Annotated in this window: 13 protein-coding genes; 3 read left to right on the top strand and 10 right to left on the bottom strand. The window is 63.1% G+C overall.

The genetic code is table 11. From position 1 onward, the window contains the following. Positions 1-8: 8 nt before the first annotated feature. A complete protein-coding gene (locus VPH41_RS24390) occupies positions 9-2,240 on the bottom strand; it encodes a TonB-dependent receptor (protein WP_328571797.1) in 2,232 nt (743 codons plus the stop codon). A gap of 509 nt (positions 2,241-2,749) precedes the next feature. On the opposite strand from VPH41_RS24390, the gene VPH41_RS24385 reads away from it, so the two are divergent. Next, positions 2,750-5,440: a hybrid sensor histidine kinase/response regulator gene (locus VPH41_RS24385; RefSeq protein ID WP_328571796.1), complete on the top strand. Its 2,691-nt coding sequence runs from the start codon at positions 2,750-2,752 to the stop codon at positions 5,438-5,440. Beyond that, positions 5,424-6,317 carry a class A beta-lactamase gene (bla, locus tag VPH41_RS24380; protein WP_328571795.1) on the top strand — a complete coding sequence of 298 codons (894 nt, stop codon included), beginning with the start codon at positions 5,424-5,426 and terminating at the stop codon, positions 6,315-6,317. The genes VPH41_RS24385 and bla overlap by 17 nt, the downstream gene beginning before the upstream one ends. A gap of 60 nt (positions 6,318-6,377) precedes the next feature. Here bla and VPH41_RS24375 read toward each other — a convergent pair whose 3' ends face one another. The 9 genes from VPH41_RS24375 to VPH41_RS24335 all read right to left on the bottom strand — a co-directional run bounded on the left by VPH41_RS24375 (position 6,378) and on the right by VPH41_RS24335 (position 15,184). Further along, positions 6,378-6,818, bottom strand: a complete 441-nt coding sequence (locus VPH41_RS24375; RefSeq protein WP_328571794.1) for a DUF695 domain-containing protein — start codon at positions 6,816-6,818, stop codon at positions 6,378-6,380. A 39-nt stretch (positions 6,819-6,857) separates the two neighbouring features. Continuing rightward, on the bottom strand, positions 6,858-7,520 hold the full coding sequence (locus tag VPH41_RS24370; protein ID WP_328571793.1) for a hypothetical protein: 663 nt from the start codon (positions 7,518-7,520) through the stop codon (positions 6,858-6,860). 122 nt (positions 7,521-7,642) lie between these two features. Then, entirely contained in the window at positions 7,643-8,380 is a 738-nt protein-coding gene (locus tag VPH41_RS24365) for a hypothetical protein (protein ID WP_328571792.1), read from the bottom strand. A 200-nt stretch (positions 8,381-8,580) separates the two neighbouring features. Then, positions 8,581-9,576: an extracellular catalytic domain type 1 short-chain-length polyhydroxyalkanoate depolymerase gene (locus VPH41_RS24360; protein WP_152283552.1), complete on the bottom strand. Its 996-nt coding sequence runs from the start codon at positions 9,574-9,576 to the stop codon at positions 8,581-8,583. Positions 9,577-9,702: 126 nt separating this feature from the next. Next, a complete protein-coding gene (locus VPH41_RS24355; protein WP_328571791.1) occupies positions 9,703-11,907 on the bottom strand; it encodes a TonB-dependent receptor in 2,205 nt (734 codons plus the stop codon). Between the two features lie 148 nt (positions 11,908-12,055). Then, positions 12,056-12,862, bottom strand: coding sequence for an alpha/beta fold hydrolase (locus VPH41_RS24350; protein WP_287777231.1), 807 nt, complete (start codon positions 12,860-12,862; stop codon positions 12,056-12,058). A 116-nt stretch (positions 12,863-12,978) separates the two neighbouring features. Further along, on the bottom strand, positions 12,979-13,617 hold the full coding sequence (locus tag VPH41_RS24345) for a TetR/AcrR family transcriptional regulator (RefSeq protein ID WP_226939040.1): 639 nt from the start codon (positions 13,615-13,617) through the stop codon (positions 12,979-12,981). A 107-nt stretch (positions 13,618-13,724) separates the two neighbouring features. Then, on the bottom strand, positions 13,725-14,681 hold the full coding sequence (locus VPH41_RS24340) for a bifunctional helix-turn-helix transcriptional regulator/GNAT family N-acetyltransferase (RefSeq protein ID WP_328571790.1): 957 nt from the start codon (positions 14,679-14,681) through the stop codon (positions 13,725-13,727). A 74-nt stretch (positions 14,682-14,755) separates the two neighbouring features. Further along, the gene (locus VPH41_RS24335; RefSeq protein WP_328571789.1) at positions 14,756-15,184 is read right to left on the bottom strand and encodes a hypothetical protein; all 429 of its coding nucleotides are present in this window, start codon (positions 15,182-15,184) and stop codon (positions 14,756-14,758) included. A gap of 128 nt (positions 15,185-15,312) precedes the next feature. Between VPH41_RS24335 and VPH41_RS24330 the strand changes: the two genes are divergently transcribed. Then, entirely contained in the window at positions 15,313-15,807 is a 495-nt protein-coding gene (locus tag VPH41_RS24330) for a hypothetical protein (RefSeq protein ID WP_328571788.1), read from the top strand. Positions 15,808-15,822: the final 15 nt, after the last annotated feature.

Genomic DNA, 15,822 nt, shown 5'->3' with positions numbered 1-15,822 from the left:
TCCGGCAATTAGAAGTTGCCTTTGAATTGCACCCCAAACTGACGCGGCTCATTGATGAAGCCCGTGCGGTTGTTGAAGTCGATGGCGCCCGTGATGCGCTGGGTGTCGGTGATGTTACGGCCAAAAGCGGCCACTTCATACTTGCCGGCATCCCAGGTGTAGCCCACGCGCAAGCCGCCTTCGACCATCGGCTTGCCGGTGAACTCGGTTGCCTCATACAGGAAGAAGTTGATCTTGCTGCGGTAAGCCCAGTCCGTGAAGACGAAGAATTCGCCGTTTTCCATCGGAATCGAATAGCGGCCCGTGGCGGTGATCGTCCACTTCGGCGCTTGCGGCAATGGATTGCCGTCGATGATGGCGCGGTTGCCAGTGGTGAGCGGATCGGTCACGGTGCAACGCGATTGCGCGCAGGTGGCGATCGACAGGCTCGGGTCCTTGATTTCCGTGAAGTTGTAGCTGCCGCCCAGCGACATCTTCAGGCTCGGCGTGACAAAGCCTTCCAGTTCCAGTTCCGCACCGCGGCCATTCGTCTTGGCAGCATTGATCAGGCGCGTCACGTTCGACGTACCGCCGACCACCGTCAGTTGCTGGTTTTTCACCTGGTAGTCATACACGCTGAACGCTACGCGGGCGCGGCGGTTGAACAGGTCGGCCTTGATGCCCGCTTCATACGAGGTGATCGTTTCCGCGTCGGCCACGGTCACTGGCACATCCTTGCTGGCTGGCGCGATACTTGGCGCGCGGAAACCGGTGGCGATACGGGCGTAGAAGTTCACGTCCTTGTTGTACTTGTAGGTACCGCTCAGGTCCCAGTTGACCTTGGCTTTGCTCACATCGGCGCTGGTCGGGTTGACTTGCGCGATGTTGATCGCCTCTACCGTGTTGAAATCCTTCTTGTCCTTGGTGTAGCGCAAGCCGGCGCGCAGCATGAAGTCATCGTTGACGGCGTAGTTGACGGAACCGAACGTTGCCCAGGCCGAGTTCTTCTGGCGGCTGGCCAGGTGCGTGGTCAGCACGTGCGTGTCGGTATCGAAGTTGTCGGTGAAACCGTTGGCATCTTCGTTGAAGTAGTACACGCCTGCCTGCCAGTTGAGCGGACCGGCATTTTTCGATTCGGCGCGGAATTCTTGCGAGTATTGTTTCACGCTGGTGATGCCGCCAGCCGTTTCAACCTGGAAAGGAATGAAGCCGGGGCCCGTCGGCGTGCCGCCGTCGATGTCGCCATGCGACACGTAATTGCCGACTTGTTCAAAGCCGGTGATCGAGTACAGCTTGACGCCATCCAGGTCCCAGCTCAGGCGGGCGCTGGCGCCGTTGGTGCGCAGGCGCTGGAAATTCGGCGCGTTCGTGAACGACTTGTTCGGGTCGAAACCGTCGACGATATCGTTCGTGCCCTGCTTGATCATGTTGGCGTAGAACACGCGCGCGCTGCCCGTCGTGTTGCGCTGGTGCACATTGAACAGGGCGTTGAACGTGGTGTTCGGTGCGTACAGCAATTGCACGCGTTCCGCGTGTTCGTTGTAGCCGTCCAGCGCGTTTTTCTGGCCCGTAAACGTGTTGTCGACGTAATCGTCGCGGTGCTGGCGCAGGGTCGAGAAGCGCAAGGCCCATTCTTTGCTCAGCGGCACGTTGACGGCGCCATCGAAATTGCTCGTGTTATGCGTGGCCGTGGAGACGTTGTAATAACCCTCGACCTTGTCCAGGTTCGGCTTGACGGATTCGAACTTGACCACGCCGGCAGGCGTATTGCGGCCAAACAAGGTGCCTTGCGGGCCGCGCAGCACTTCCACGCCAGCCACGTCAAAAATCGGATAGCCCTTGAGGATAGGGTTTTCTTGCACGACATCGTCGTAAATCAGGGAAACAGGTTGCGATGCAAAGATGTTGAAGTCGGTATTGCCGTAGCCGCGGATGTAGAAGCGGGGGAAGGTGCGGCCATTCGACGATTCCACGTTCAGGCTCGGCACTTTGCCGGCCAGCACGCGAATGTCTTGCCCGCTGGACACCAGCACGTCGAGCTTCTCGTCGCGCAGCAACGACACGGAGACGGGCACGTCGCGGATATTTTCCTTGCGGCGCTGCGCCGTCACGGTCACGGTTTCCAGCTGGCTGGCGGCAGGGGCCGTATCAGCAGCGACTTCATCAGCGTAAGCCGAGCCGATAGGCAAGGCAGCGGACAGTGCCAGCATAGCAGCGCTTTTGGCGCACAAACGCTTGTGCATCTTGGACATCTTGATCATGTTGTTTCCCAGAAGTTTAAAAAAGAATTGCGAAACCTGTCTCCGGGTTATGTACGGCGCTGGATGATCGTCTGCACCATCTCGGTGCAGCAGCGCGAGCGGATGTTTCTCCGCTCTCGGCGTCACTGGCTCTGCCCTGGCTGTCGTCCAAGCTGACAGCGGTTCTGGCCGCATCTCTGGGATGTCTGATGAACACCGACTTTGAAGTAAGGCGCCAATTTAATTCAAGCGCCTTATGCGCTGCAAGAATATTGTTATGTAAAATATTCATTCATCAACATAAAGGGCTGACTAGTGGTTATTCAGCCACAATAGCGTGCTCGCCTTGCTATTTCCGCCGATGCCATGCCGCGCGACGCAGCTTTTTCGCGTGGCCAGCCGAAAGCGGAATTGCTGACCTGCAAGACAGCCCCGACGGTAAAAATAGTTGTAATATCGCCAGACTTGAGCTGCCATGCCGCCCCATTCCAGTGCGGCGGCAGCACCCCGCACCATCGCCGATCGCCTCCATGCCAGAACCAAGCCAGCCCAGCCACGCCGTCCCATCCTCCATCGCCGCCGCCCAGGCGGCACATTTACTGCTGGGCGCCCATTGCGACATCGTCTGGAGCACGAAAACCTTCGGCCAGTTCGATGCGGACCAGCCCTCCTGGCGCGCCTTCACGGGCCAGACCGAGGCCGAACTGCTGGGCCGCGGATGGATCAACGCCCTGCATCCGGACGACCGCAACTTGCCTTACGTCATGCCGACGCACCTGACGACCGTGTTCGAAACGGAATACCGGCTGCGCCACGTCAGCGGCGCCTACCGCAATGTCATCGTGCGCATGCTGCCCGTGCGCGCGCCCGACGGCAGCGTGTATGAATGGCTGGGCTCGCATTGCGACGTGACCCAGCAACGGCAGACGGAACAGCGGCTGCGCCTGGCCATGCAAGGGGGCCGCATGGGTACGTGGGAAATCGACCTGGGCAGCGGCAGCATGGCCGGCTCCGATGCGTTCAAGGCCAATCTGGGCCTGCCGCCAGCCAGCCACATCGATTACGCCCAGCTGACGGGCACCATGCTCGACGGCGACCTGCAGCATTGGCAGACGGTGGTGCACGCGGCCATCGCCAGCGCCGGCGATTTCGAGATCGACCTGCGCGTGCGCTGGCCCGACGGCTCGCTGCACTGGGCGCACATGCGCGGCACCTGCGCCAGCGACGGCGCGGGCAACGTGATCGCCCTGTCCGGCATCTCGCTCGACCTGACGGCCAGCAAGCAAAACGAGGAAACCCTGCGCCTGACCCTGGCGGCCGGCGAAGTGGCCACCTGGAACTGGGATATCGTTGCCGACCGGGTCACGGCCGACAGCAATATGGCGCGCCTGTTTCCCGTCAATGCCGATGCGGCCACGGCGGCGCCGCTGGCGCGCTACCTGGAGATCATCCATCCCGATGACCGCGAGCAAGTCAGCGCGCAGATCGCCGAGGCGCTGCGCGCGCACACGCCGTTCGAGGCCAGCTACCGCGTCAGTTCCGGCGACGACGATGGCGAGTATCGCTCGGTCATCGCGCGGGGCCGCGCGGAATACGCGCCCGATGGCACGCCCCTGCAATTGCCCGGTGTCCTGCTCGATATCACGCGCCAGAAACAGGTGGAAGATGCATTGCGCCGCAGCGAGGAACGCTACCGCACCTTGATCGAGCTGATGGACCAGGCCTTTTGCGTCATCGAAATGCTGTACGACGAGCAAGGCCGCCCCATCGATTTCCGCTACCTGGAAGGCAACCCGGCCTTCGTCAAGCAATCGGGGCTGGACAATGCCATCGGCAAGACCATCCGCAGCTTCGTGCCCGATCACGACCAGCACTGGTTCGACCTGTACGACCAGGTCGTCAAGACTGGCGAACCCGTGCGCTACGAAAACGAAGCCGTGGCCATGGAGCGCTGGTTCGAAGTGTTTGCCGCGCGCCTGGGCGGCCCCGGCAGCCGTTTGCTGACGGTGCTGTTCAGCGACATCAGCGAGCGCAAGCGCTCGGAGCAGCAGCTGCGCCAGCTGGCCGACAACCTGTCCGAGATGGACCGGCGCAAGACGGAATTCCTGGCCACCCTGGCGCACGAACTGCGCAACCCGCTGGCGCCCATCCGCAACGGCTTGCAAATCATGCGCCTGGCCGCCGACAAGCCCGCCACCGTGGCGCGCGTGCGCGACGTGATGGAGCGGCAAGTCAATCAGATGGTGCATCTGGTCAATGATTTACTGGACGTGGCCCGCATCACGCGGGGCCAGATCGAACTCAAGCTCGAACGAACGGACTTGAAAACCATCATCGCCAGCGCCGTGGAAACGAGCATGCCGCTGATCGAGGCGGGCCGCCACCAGTTGCAAGTGGAGCTCGACGAGCAGGCGCTGCCGCTCGAAGCCGATCCCACGCGGCTGGCGCAAGTGCTGGGCAATTTGCTCAACAATGCCGCCAAGTACACGCCCGCCGGCGGCCACATCGCCTTGCGCGCGGGACGCGATGGCAACGAGGCATTGATCGAGGTCAAGGACAGCGGCGTCGGCATCCCCGCCGAGTCGATCACGACCGTGTTCGACATGTTTACCCAGGTGGGACAAAACATGGGCCGCGCGCAGGGCGGGCTGGGCATCGGCCTGTCGCTGGTGCGGCGCCTGGCCGAGCTGCATGGCGGCAGCGCCACGGCGGCCAGTCCCGGCGCCGGCCAGGGCAGCACCTTCAGCGTGCGCCTGCCGCTGCTGAAGGTGGCAACAACAGCGGTGACGGCACCGGCCGCCGCCGTCAACACTGCCAGCGGCTCGCACTTCCGCGTGCTGGTGGTCGACGACAATGTCGATGCGGCCGATACCCTGGCCGCCGTGCTCGACATGATGGGCCATGCCACGCACGTGGCCCACGACGGCGCGCAGGCCCTGGCCGTGACGCCGCAATTCTTGCCAGACGTCATCTTCCTCGACATCGGCCTGCCCGGCATGAACGGCTACGACGTGGCGCGCGCGCTGCGCCAGCTGCCGGCCGGCGCCGAAGTCGTGCTCGTTGCCTTGACGGGCTGGGGCGCCGAAAACGACCGCAGCCAATCGAGCGCGGCCGGCTTCGACCACCATTTGACCAAGCCGGCCAACCTACTCGCCATCGGCGAACTGCTGGCCACCCTTTCCACTCCCAAAATACCTACAGACCATGACCGACTCTCATAACCACGTCCGCCGCCACCTCTTGCTGGCCAGCGGCGCCGCCCTGCTGTGCCCCGCACCGCTGCTGTTTGCCGCGCCCGCCACCAGCATCGCCACCGCCCAGACGCAGCTGGCCGCGCTGGAACAGGCCGCAGGCGGACGCCTCGGCGTTGCCGCCTGGCGCCACGGTAGCGAGCTGCGCGTTGCCTACCGCGCCGACGAACGCTTCCCCCTGGCCAGCACCTTCAAGGCCATGCTGGCGGCTGCCGTGCTGGCCCGCAGCACCAGCCAACCGGGCTTGCTGGACCAGCAGGTGCGCTACGAGAAAAAGGAACTGGTCACCTATTCGCCCATCACGGAAAAGCATCTGGCCGACGGCATGACCGTGGCCGAACTGTGCGCCGCCACCTTGCAGTACAGCGACAATAGCGCGGCCAATTTCTTGATGAAAATATTAGGCGGGCCGCAAGCGGTGACGGCGTATGCGCGCAGCATCGGCAATACGATGTTCCAGCTGGAACGCTGGGAAACGGAACTCAATAGCGCCATCCCCGGCGAAGTGCGCGACACGGCCAGCCCCACATCGATGGCGCACAGCTTGCAGCAACTGTTATTGGGAAATAGCTTGCCTGCGCCGCAGCGCCAGCAGCTCGACGCCTGGATGCGCGGCAACACGACAGGCGACAAGCGCATCCGCGCCGGCGTGCCGGCCGGCTGGCAGGTGGCGGATAAAACGGGCTCGGGCGCGTATGGCAGCGTCAACGATATCGGCGTTGCCTACCCGGCCAGCGGCGCGCCGCTGGTGATCGCCGTGTATTACACGCGCGAACAGAAAAAGGCGGATACGAATCAGGACATCATCACGGCTGCCACGCGCATCGTGGCTGCCGCATTGACCTGATTAGATCCAACCCTGATAAATGCGTCGCGAGCAGAAGATCACGACGCGCAGCAGGTTTGATCAGGTCGTTGGAGGCAGTGCGGCCATGAAACCCGCGTAGGTCGACCACGCGGGATCGGCCGCGCTGCGGATTTCAATCGGGAACTTTGGACGCGGCGCCAGCGCCGTGTTCAGGCGGTTGAAAAACTCTTCGCCCGACTGCGTGTAATAAATCCACTCGCGCAAGTTCTCGCCCGTCGATACCAGCGCCAGCGTGGCAAAGCCTTCCTCTTCCACCACGGGCGCCAGCGCCGCTTCCAGCTCTTCCATGTGCTCGCGCTCGTTCGGCGCGGGCATGCCCGTTTCGTCCTCATAACGCCAGGCAATGATGATGCGGTCCGGCTGCGACGACAGGTCCCAGTCGTCATGGAAGGCGTCGACATAGCGGTAGATGATGGCCATCTCGTCGCTGTGCGTGACGATGGTGCCCCAGCTGCGGGCGGAAGTGGAATTCTGGTTCATGGTTGCAACAGTCAAAAAAATAAATCGAGGGGGCGCAGCTTACAGTACCGGCGGGCAAGTCACATTCCACGCGTCATACTGGGCGCCGCTCTTGCGCAGCCAGACGCGGGCGTAGCTGTCGCGGTCGCTCTTGAACACGAGCGCATAGCGCTCTTCGGCGCGCGGTGCTGCAGCGCCCACGTCGACGGCTGCCAGCGCAAACTTCAGCGCGCGCAATGGCGCACATGCCGTATTACCTGCCATCAATAATCGCGCCCGCTCCAGCAGCGGCTTCTGGTACAGCAACACGCCTTCCAGTTCCGCATCGGGGACGCGCTGCAGCATGCGCACGGGTTCGGCCACCGCGCGGCAGGTGCCACGGTCGAGCCAGGCGTAATATTCCATGCCCGCCTCCTGCCAGCGCGCCTGCTTGCCCTCGCCGTGCAGCACGAACTTGGTGCGCTGCGTACGGCACAGCGCACCATGCCCGCGGTATGGCGCCGTTTCCACGCTGCCCACCACTTCGCTGCCGCGGCTGCCAACCACGGGCACGCTCTCGAACACGGTGCGCGCTGCCGGCTCGCCCGGATATTGCTGCGCATAAAATTCCAGCAAGGACGCGCGCTGCTGCGCATCCACCGCCACCGCCTCGGCAGCACTGGCAGAGAGGCACGCAGCCGACACTACACACAGCGCCAAGGGGCGCACGAAATATCTTGGCATGGCATTCCTTCAATCGACGTTCCAGGGCGGGTATCGCCCAAGCGCAGATTATATAGTTACCAGGAAATACCAGGAGCGTGCGGCGTCACGACGCGCGGAAGCTGACGAAACCGATTGGATCTTTAGTCGGCAGTTGACTTGCTGGCCAGTACTTGCAACAAGACGTGCCGCTTGGCCGCCAGCGCCGCATCTGCCAGGCTCCACGCCTCCAGCCGCCGCGCATACGCCGGCGTCATCATCCAGCCAAACACTTCCGCCTTGTCTTCCTCGGGGCCGTAGGCCGCGTACAGGCTGACGAGACCCGGCTGCGGATGGCCCAGGTTCTGGAAGCCCTTGCCATAGGCCGTGGCGCCGCCCTGGCCGTAGGCTGTGCCGGGTGGATTCAGAGCCAGCCAGGCGGGGTCGCGGTAATAGAAATCGTTGAACAGCCGGTATTCGATGAAGTGGTAATACTCGTGGTGCACGCGCAGCTCCATGCCGGATGGACACATCGCGGCCAGCATGTTGTCGGCGTAGACGACGCTGTCGATTTCCGGCGCCGGCATGGCCAGGCGGCGCTGGCCGTCCACGCTCAAGTCTTTCACCAGCACGACGTGGCGCAAGCCTGTTTGCGTGAAGACGCGGGCAGGATAGCGTTCCATGGCCGGCAAGACTATGCTGAGCAGCAATTGCAACCCCGCGCGATCCTGCTCCGACTCGGAAAAGGCGTGTGCCGCGCTGCCGGGCATGGACAAGGTCCAGGCCGGCACCAGCTGCAAGGCCGCCAGGCGCGCCGTGGCGATGGCCTGCAGTTGCGCCACGCTGGCGTCCTCTGGTGCGACGGGCGCATAGCGCACGTTCCAGTCGCATTCGCTGCGCATGCTGTCTTGCTGGGCGGCACGTTCGAATGCCAGTGCGTAGGCCGCCGATGGGGCGGGTGGGACGACGCTGGCGCACGCGGACAGCAATGCAAGGGCAATACAGGACAGCAGGCGGCAAGCAGGCATGGAATCTTTCACAGGCATAAAAATGGGGCGCAATTGCTGCGCCCCATCATACAAGCTGCTAGTTCCCTACGCCATCAGCGCTGGTAATTCTTGAAGAAATTCCAGCTGATCACGGTGGCGTCCGGGCCCAGTTCATCGCTGAACGGCCAGCCGGGAGGACCGCCGCTCCACGCGTGGTTCATGCCCTCGACCGTGTACTTTTGTGCGATGACGGCGCCGTTGTGCAGATAGGTGTCGATGGAATAGCTGCGGCCATACGGCACCGTCTGGCGCACGATGCTGTCGGCACGGTAGCGCACGCTGTCATTGTCGAGGCCATCGTCGCCGTAATCGCTGGTCTGCAGGAATTGCTCGATGGTTTGCTCGCCGTTGACCGGGTTGACGACGATGTCGGACGTGCCGTGGAACACCATCGTCGGCATCAGCCGGTGCGGCGAACCCGAGCAGCGCCACGCATCCTTGCCCCGCACTTTCGGGTCGAAGGAGCTGCCGTTGAACAAGGAATCGGCGGCCGTGATCATGCCCGTGGCGCCCTTGTACATGCCGCCCGAATGCACCATCACGGCGGCAAACACGTCCGAATAGCAGGCGGCCATGATGGACGCCATGGCGCCGCCGGCCGAGATACCCGTCACATACACGCGGCTGTCCTGCACCGCATATTTATTCTTGACCTTGTTCAGGATGCCCATCAGCACGGCCGGCTCGCCCGTGCCCCGCTCCTGGTTCAGCGGCAACATGAAATTCCAGCAGCGCATGGGATTGGCCGTGACGTTCTGGCGCGGATAGACGACGATGAAGTTCTCGCTGTCGGCCAGTTCGTTATAGCGGCTGACGGCGGCCATGCTGTTGGGCTCGGACCCGCAGCCGTGCAGCATCAGCACGACGGGCAGCGGCGTGTTCGGATTGTAGTTGCTCGGCAGCCAGACCTGGTATTCGCGCGAACCCCACAGGCTCGCATAGAGGCCAAAGTCCCACTGCCCGGCAGCCGCCGGCAGCGCGGCCAGCAAGCCGCAGGCGGCGATGATTGCAGATAATAAGTGACGCAGTTGCTGATGCAGATTTGCCATGCCAGTCTCCCATGATTGTTATTGACGACGAGAACAGTGACAACAAACCGGCTTGATGCATATCAAGCCGGCACTTCCGACCAGCGGGACCGGACCCGGCGGGTCCAGCCCCGCTAGTTGAGAACCTTAGAACTTGTAGCCGGCCTTGGCGATGATCTGGCGCGGCGGGCCATAGAAGCCGTCGAGGATGAACAGCGCAGGAATGTTGTAGCCATCCGTGCGGTAGCGTTTATTGCCCAGGTTGCTGCCATGCAGGCTGAAGGTCCAGTTCTTCGGCGCTTCCCAGACGACGCCAGCCGTCCACATGCTGTAGCCGCCCTGCGCCAGCACTTCGCTCAAGTCCGTGGTCGGATACACCTTGCTGCGGTAGCCGTAGCCGACCATGCTGCGCAGGGCGCCGCCAAACACGTCGCGGTCCGTGCGCGTCAGGTTCAGGCCCACCTGGCGCTGCGGCGTATTGCTGAACTTTTGCGTATCCGCAATGTTCTTGCCGCCGCTCATGAACTCGTCATAGCTGGCATTGAGCAAGGCGAGGAAGCCGTTGACTTCCCACTGGCGGTTCGGCCGCCACGAAAATTCGAACTCCGCGCCTTTGACTGTCGCCTTGCCTGCATTCGTGAAATCGCCATAGAAGCCGGGCAAGCCGCCCGGCTGCACATAGCTGGTGAAGACGGACAACTGGATATCCTTGTAGCGGTTGTAGAACAGGGCCACGTTGGCGTCGAAGGTATCGTCCGGCGCCGCGTACTTCATGCCCACTTCCAGCGCGTCGAGTTTTTCATCCTTGTACGGGCGCGCGGAATCGGGCACGACCAGGTTATTGGCGCGCACGTTGTAGCCGCCCGACTTGAAGCCGCGCGACAGGTTGCTGTAGAAATTCGTCGTCTTCGACGCTTCGTAGCGCACGGACAGTTTCGGCGATGTATTGCTGACCGATAAAGACTTGTCGAAATCGGCCGCCGTCTGGATCGGGCGCGTAAAGCCCGCGTCGGCAAAAGCGCGGTTGAGCACGATGGCGCGCTTTTCCTCGCGCGTGTGGCGCAAGCCCGCATTGATGCTCCACGCCTTGCCCACGGGCCAGGTCCAGTCCGTGTACAGCGCCGTGCTGTCCGTCTCCACCGTGCTGACGGCGGCCTGGAACTGCCGTCCCAGGAAATTGTTGTAGATGCCGCCGCCGGCCGTGCCTTCGAAGCGGTACAGGCCGATCACGCCCGCGCCATAGTCGCCGCTGTACGACGCCTGCAATTCCAGGCTTTTCTGTTCGTCGCGCGAATCGCCGAACACGTCGGCGATGGGCTGCGGCAAGCCGTCGAAGTCGATGGTTTGCTCGGACGTGCTGCGCCGCTTGGCACCGATTACTTTCACGGACCAGTCGTTCGACAAGGTGTAGTTGGCCACCAGCGAGCCGCCCCGGTTGTGCGTGAAGTTGTTTCCCGGCATGCCGCTCTGGATGTCATACGCATCCGTGCTGGCGGGCCGCTTGAGCGGATCGAAGGCGCTCACGCCCATGCGCTGGAAGCCCCGCACGCCCGATTTGTCGTCGGTGGCGTCCAGGCTCAGCACGACGGTCAAAGGGATGTCTTGCGGAAAGTAGCCGACGGACAGCCGCGCGGCCGTGCTGTCCTGGTCGCTGACCTGTTCGCCGTTGAACGTGTTGCGGCCGAAACCGTCGCGGTCCAGCTTGGCGGCCGCCAGGCGCGCGCGCCAGGTGCCGTTTTCATTGGCCACATTGAAGGCAGCCTTGAAGTTGCGCTGGTTGTAATTGCCGATGCCCACTTCCGCCGAGGCGCCGTTTTCCTTCGCCAACGGGCGCGAGATGTACTTGATGGCGCCGCCGATGGTGTTCTTGCCGTACAAGGTGCCTTGCGGGCCGCGCAGCACTTCGATGCGCTGCACGTCGAACACGTCGAGCAGGGCGCCTTGCGGACGGGCCATGTAGACGTCGTCGAAATAAATGCCCACGCCAGGGTCCACGCCCCAGACGGGGTCGGCCTGGCCCACGCCGCGGATGAAGGCCGTCAGGGTGGTATTCGTGCCGCGCGAGGCGTACACGGTCAGGTTCGGCACGCGCTCCTGCAAGTCGGCCAGGTTCTGGATATTCGCCCGTTCCAGGGCCTTGGCGGAAAACGCCGTGACGGCCAGCGGCACGTCCTGCAGGCGCTCTTCACGGCGGCGGGCGGAAACCGTCACGGTTTCCATGCGCTCCTTTGCATCGCTGGCTTCCTGGGCGCTGACGGCAGTCGCCGGGTTGGCTTCCTGCGCCTGGGCCTGGGTGGCAAACGCGCCGGCAACGGCGAGGGCGGCGGGCATCAATTTCAAAGCAAGTTTCATAGCGTCTCCAATGTCAGGCTTGCTTACCACCAGGGAAGACTGCCGGATTCCAGGATCGCAAGACGTAACGGTACCCGCGCGCATAAAGCGAGCACCTGCCCTGCGATGACTGTTTCCCGGCCCCCTGCCCGTGCGGCGAGTGGCCTGTTTATTTTGAATGTGTGGCGAGAAAGGACTGCAACAAGGTATTCACACGCTGCGCCTGGTCCAGGGGCGTGGCGTGGCGCGAGTTCGCGATGATTTCGATCTCGCACTGCTGAAACTGTGCGGCAAAGGCCCGCTTGCTGGCGACGGGCGTGTAATCCTGGTCCGCCGCCATGATGAAGACGGGCATGGCCAGGGCCTGGAAATGAATGTCGATATCCCAGTGGAAAATGGCGTCCAGCGCGGCCAGGTAGGCGCGCTTGTCCATGCCCGCCATTTGCGTGGCAAAGCGTTCGACCAGGGCCTGCTGTGCCGGATCGGGAAACAGTTTCTTGCCGATGATCTTGCCCATGGGTTTCAAGCCCAGGGTGGCGATCACGGTGCGGCGCAGCCAGTAAGCAAACAGCAGTGCGGCGGGCTTGCTGCCCTGGAACGGTTGTGAATTGATCAGGCACAGACTGGCCACCCTGCCGGGGGCGCGGTTGGCCATTTCCAGGCCCACCATGCCGCCCAGGGAAAAGCCGACGATGTGCGCACGCGGCACGTCGAGCTGGTCCATCAGATTGAAGAGGTCGTTGGCGAAATCACCGATCTGCCAGTCCCCGTTGGGCGCGGGACTGGCGCCATGGCCGCGCATGTCGGGCACGATCAGGCGATAGGTACTGCCGAGGGCGTCGATTTGCGGGCGCCAGTCTTCGGCGCAGGAACCGAGGCCGTGCAGCAAAAACACGGGATCGCCCTGCCCTGTCTCTGTGCCGGGACCGAGGTCGAGGTAATGCAATGGAACATCGGATGTCGTGTGACGCCGCATTCTGTCTCCTTGCTGTTGAACATGCTTTGTGTTCAGGTGCAGGAATATGTTTTCCTGCTGTTGGAAAACATAATACGGAATCCGAATTCCGATTTCAAGTTAAATCGCTAAATATCTCAAGTCAGGTAATTTAAAGCAACACGTACCAGTTCATCCTCGAGTGCGGCGGCCGACAAAAAGGACAGCGAGCCCGACAAAACGTGCTGATTCAGGATGCCCAGCAGCACGGGCGGCACCACCATCATCGCCTGCGTGGGGTTCGGGTGGCGGATGCTGGACGACTTGCTGGCCAGCACGGCAACCGTGCGTTGCGAAATCAGATGGTTGATCTGGTGCACCTTGTCGCGGAACTGCGCGTCCTGCGAACAGCGCGTGATCAAGGCGCGCAGCACGCCGCGCCGGCCCGTGTTGACCGCCACGAACATGGCGACCATGGCGCGGATGAACGCTTCCAGGCTGCGCCCTTCCCACTGGCGCAGCTCCGTCAGGGTCTCGACCTTTTCCACCATGTCGGAAAAAAAGCGCTGCAGCAGCAAGCGGCTCAGGGTGTCCTTGTCGCCCAGCAAGCGGTAAAACGTGCCCACGGATGTCTCCGCCAGCTTGGCCAGGTCGGCCACGCCGATTTCATCGAAACGGTTTTCCGCCAGCAACTGCTCGCCCACCAGCAGCAAGCGTTCGAAGGCCAGCTTGCTGCGCGCCTGGGTGGGCTCCGGTGGAACGATCAACTGCGGGAAGGGCATCGGGAAGGAAGGCATGCGGCGTCGGCGTCTCGAAATAGTGGAACCTGAGTTCCGTTATGGGTGCGCGTATTGTAACGCGGGAGACGGCCGATGGGGAGCGCCGCGTGGCGCCCTGGCGTGCGCTAGCGGCCCTGCCACTCCATGTAGACGTCGGCGCGCTGGTAATGGGCGTCGCCGGCTGGCCGCGCCACATGCGTAAAGCCGCTGCTTTCATACAGGCGGATGGCCGGATGCAGCTTGCTGTTCGATTCCAGGAACAGCAGTTGCGCACCGGTGGCCTCGAAGGCGTCGAAGGCCCGCTCGATCAGCCGGCGCGCGATGCCCAGGCCCTGGCATCCGGGCGTGACGGCCATTTTCGACAGCTCGATGCTGGCGTCGCCGGCGCGGATCAGGGCGCAGGTGCCGACGATCTTGCCATCGAGGCGCGCGAGAAAGATCTGCCCGCCATCGTCGAGAATCGAGCGTTGCGGATCGGACAGCACCTTGTCGTCGAGCGCCTCGACATAGAAATACCGCTCCAGCCATTCGATATTCAGCCGCTTGAAGTCGGCCGCATATTGGGGCTCGTAGCCGATGATTTCCACGGCGGCCCGCTCGCGCTGGCGCCGGCAGGCGGCGATGGTCTCGCCGAAGCCTTGTGTCTGCAGGCGCGCTTCCGCCCGGTCCAGGCTGGCCATCAATTGCGGCGTGCCGTGGTCGAACACCGTATCGACGGCGGCGCGCACATCGTCCCACAAGGGCGCCATATTGCGCAGCAGTGCCTGCCCGGACTCGGACAGCGCCAGCAGGCGGCGCCGCTCATCCTTGGCGTCCGGCAGCTCCGCCACCACGCCGGCATCCAGCAGCTTGCGCCCCAGCTGCACCACTACCGGGTGCGTCTGCCCGATTTGCGCGGCCAGGGCCGTGATGGATGTGGGGCCGTTGTCGCGCAGCAGCAATAACAGGGGGAAACAGCGCGACGTCAGCTCGACGCCGGCCGCCACATAGCTGGTATCGACACCGGCATACAGTTGATCGGAAAGACGGCGCAGGCGGCTGGCCAGCATCAGGGAGCCGTAGGTTTGCAGGGAGGAGGACATGTTGGGCAGGATATATGTAAGTAGTTACGTATACCCTAACGCAAACAGGCTTTCCAGGTCAAGGGCAGGCTGAACTATTCCTCATCCTCCGCCAGCGCCTCTTGCAGCCTGGCCCGAAACACGGCCGCGATCAACTCTTCCAGTCCCGGCCACACCTGCGTCAGCCAGCGCTTGCCCTCCTCGCCCGGCGCCACATAGGGATCGTCGCGCGTGGCGCACGCCAGGCCGATGGCGATGACTTGCCCCGCATCGTCCAGGCCGGCCGCGATCATGGCGTCGATGGGCAAGGCGATCAACTCGGCAGTCAGATGCGGACGCAGCAGGCAGGCGGGTGCGATGATGGCGAACGACGCTTCCACGTAACTCCAGCAGTTGGTGGGCCAATGGGCAGCTTTGACGGCGTCGACAAAGGCCGCGTCGCTGAAGGCATCCGGATGGGCTTGCACCTGCGCATAGAAGGCAGCAAGGGCGACGAGTTGCGGCGGGGAAGTCCAGGTGGGCATCGGTCATTGATCCAGGCAACGCCGCTCCAGGCTGGCGGCAAAGGCGGACTGTAGCATGTTCAAGCGGCACGCCGAAACACGGCTGGCCCGGGCATAATGCTGGCATCGCTCTCGACCTTGATCCCTGTATGCCAACCGCCTTTGAACGCTGGAAAACCGAACTTTTAATTGTGGGCAACATCGTCCAGGACGGCGATACCTCCACGCCGCCCGATGAAGCCCATCGGCGCTTCCAGCGCTACTGCGCCATGCTCGATGCGCTGACGGGCAAGGAAGGTGGGCAGTACGCGCTGGCCGTTTTCCAGTCCGTGCAGGCCGAACATGATTACGGCGCCTACCAGACGGCCAACCGCGCCGCCTGGCGCTTCGGCGAAACGGCGTATTGCGCTGCCCTGCTGCACGAACTGCCGCGGCTGATCGCCAGCTTGCCCGACTGGGCGGGAGACTTTCTTGTCGGCATAGCCAATGGCGCGGGCACGCCCAACGCCTCCACCATCAGCTGCTTCAACGCCCTGCTGGCCACGGCGCCGCCAGCGGACCAGGCGCAGATTACGGCTTTTATCGCACAGCAGGAAGACGATGGCTGGTTCGAGCATTGCCCTGGCGTGCTGGGACATCCATAAGGCCGCGCCGCCCCG

Origin of the sequence: Janthinobacterium sp. P210006 (assembly GCF_036231885.1) — a bacterium.
Lineage (GTDB): Bacteria > Pseudomonadota > Gammaproteobacteria > Burkholderiales > Burkholderiaceae_D > Janthinobacterium > Janthinobacterium violaceinigrum.
The sequence above is the reverse complement of the archived record's forward strand: the minus strand, read 5'-3'. Positions and strand labels throughout refer to the sequence as shown.

Excerpts from the sequence above, each read along its gene's own strand:
- VPH41_RS24390 (WP_328571797.1), bottom strand. The coding sequence starts at position 2,240 with ATGATCAAGATGTCCAAGATGCACAAGCGTTTGTGCGCCAAAAGCGCT.
- VPH41_RS24335 (WP_328571789.1), bottom strand. The coding sequence starts at position 15,184 with ATGCCCACCTGGACTTCCCCGCCGCAACTCGTCGCCCTTGCTGCCTTC.
- VPH41_RS24385 (WP_328571796.1), top strand. The coding sequence starts at position 2,750 with ATGCCAGAACCAAGCCAGCCCAGCCACGCCGTCCCATCCTCCATCGCC.
- VPH41_RS24345 (WP_226939040.1), bottom strand. The coding sequence starts at position 13,617 with ATGCCTTCCTTCCCGATGCCCTTCCCGCAGTTGATCGTTCCACCGGAG.
- VPH41_RS24340 (WP_328571790.1), bottom strand. The coding sequence starts at position 14,681 with ATGTCCTCCTCCCTGCAAACCTACGGCTCCCTGATGCTGGCCAGCCGC.
- VPH41_RS24355 (WP_328571791.1), bottom strand. The coding sequence starts at position 11,907 with ATGAAACTTGCTTTGAAATTGATGCCCGCCGCCCTCGCCGTTGCCGGC.
- bla (WP_328571795.1), top strand. The coding sequence starts at position 5,424 with ATGACCGACTCTCATAACCACGTCCGCCGCCACCTCTTGCTGGCCAGC.
- VPH41_RS24360 (WP_152283552.1), bottom strand. The coding sequence starts at position 9,576 with ATGGCAAATCTGCATCAGCAACTGCGTCACTTATTATCTGCAATCATC.
- VPH41_RS24350 (WP_287777231.1), bottom strand. The coding sequence starts at position 12,862 with ATGCGGCGTCACACGACATCCGATGTTCCATTGCATTACCTCGACCTC.
- VPH41_RS24375 (WP_328571794.1), bottom strand. The coding sequence starts at position 6,818 with ATGAACCAGAATTCCACTTCCGCCCGCAGCTGGGGCACCATCGTCACG.
- VPH41_RS24330 (WP_328571788.1), top strand. The coding sequence starts at position 15,313 with ATGCCAACCGCCTTTGAACGCTGGAAAACCGAACTTTTAATTGTGGGC.
- VPH41_RS24365 (WP_328571792.1), bottom strand. The coding sequence starts at position 8,380 with ATGCGCAGCGAATGCGACTGGAACGTGCGCTATGCGCCCGTCGCACCA.
- VPH41_RS24370 (WP_328571793.1), bottom strand. The coding sequence starts at position 7,520 with ATGCCAAGATATTTCGTGCGCCCCTTGGCGCTGTGTGTAGTGTCGGCT.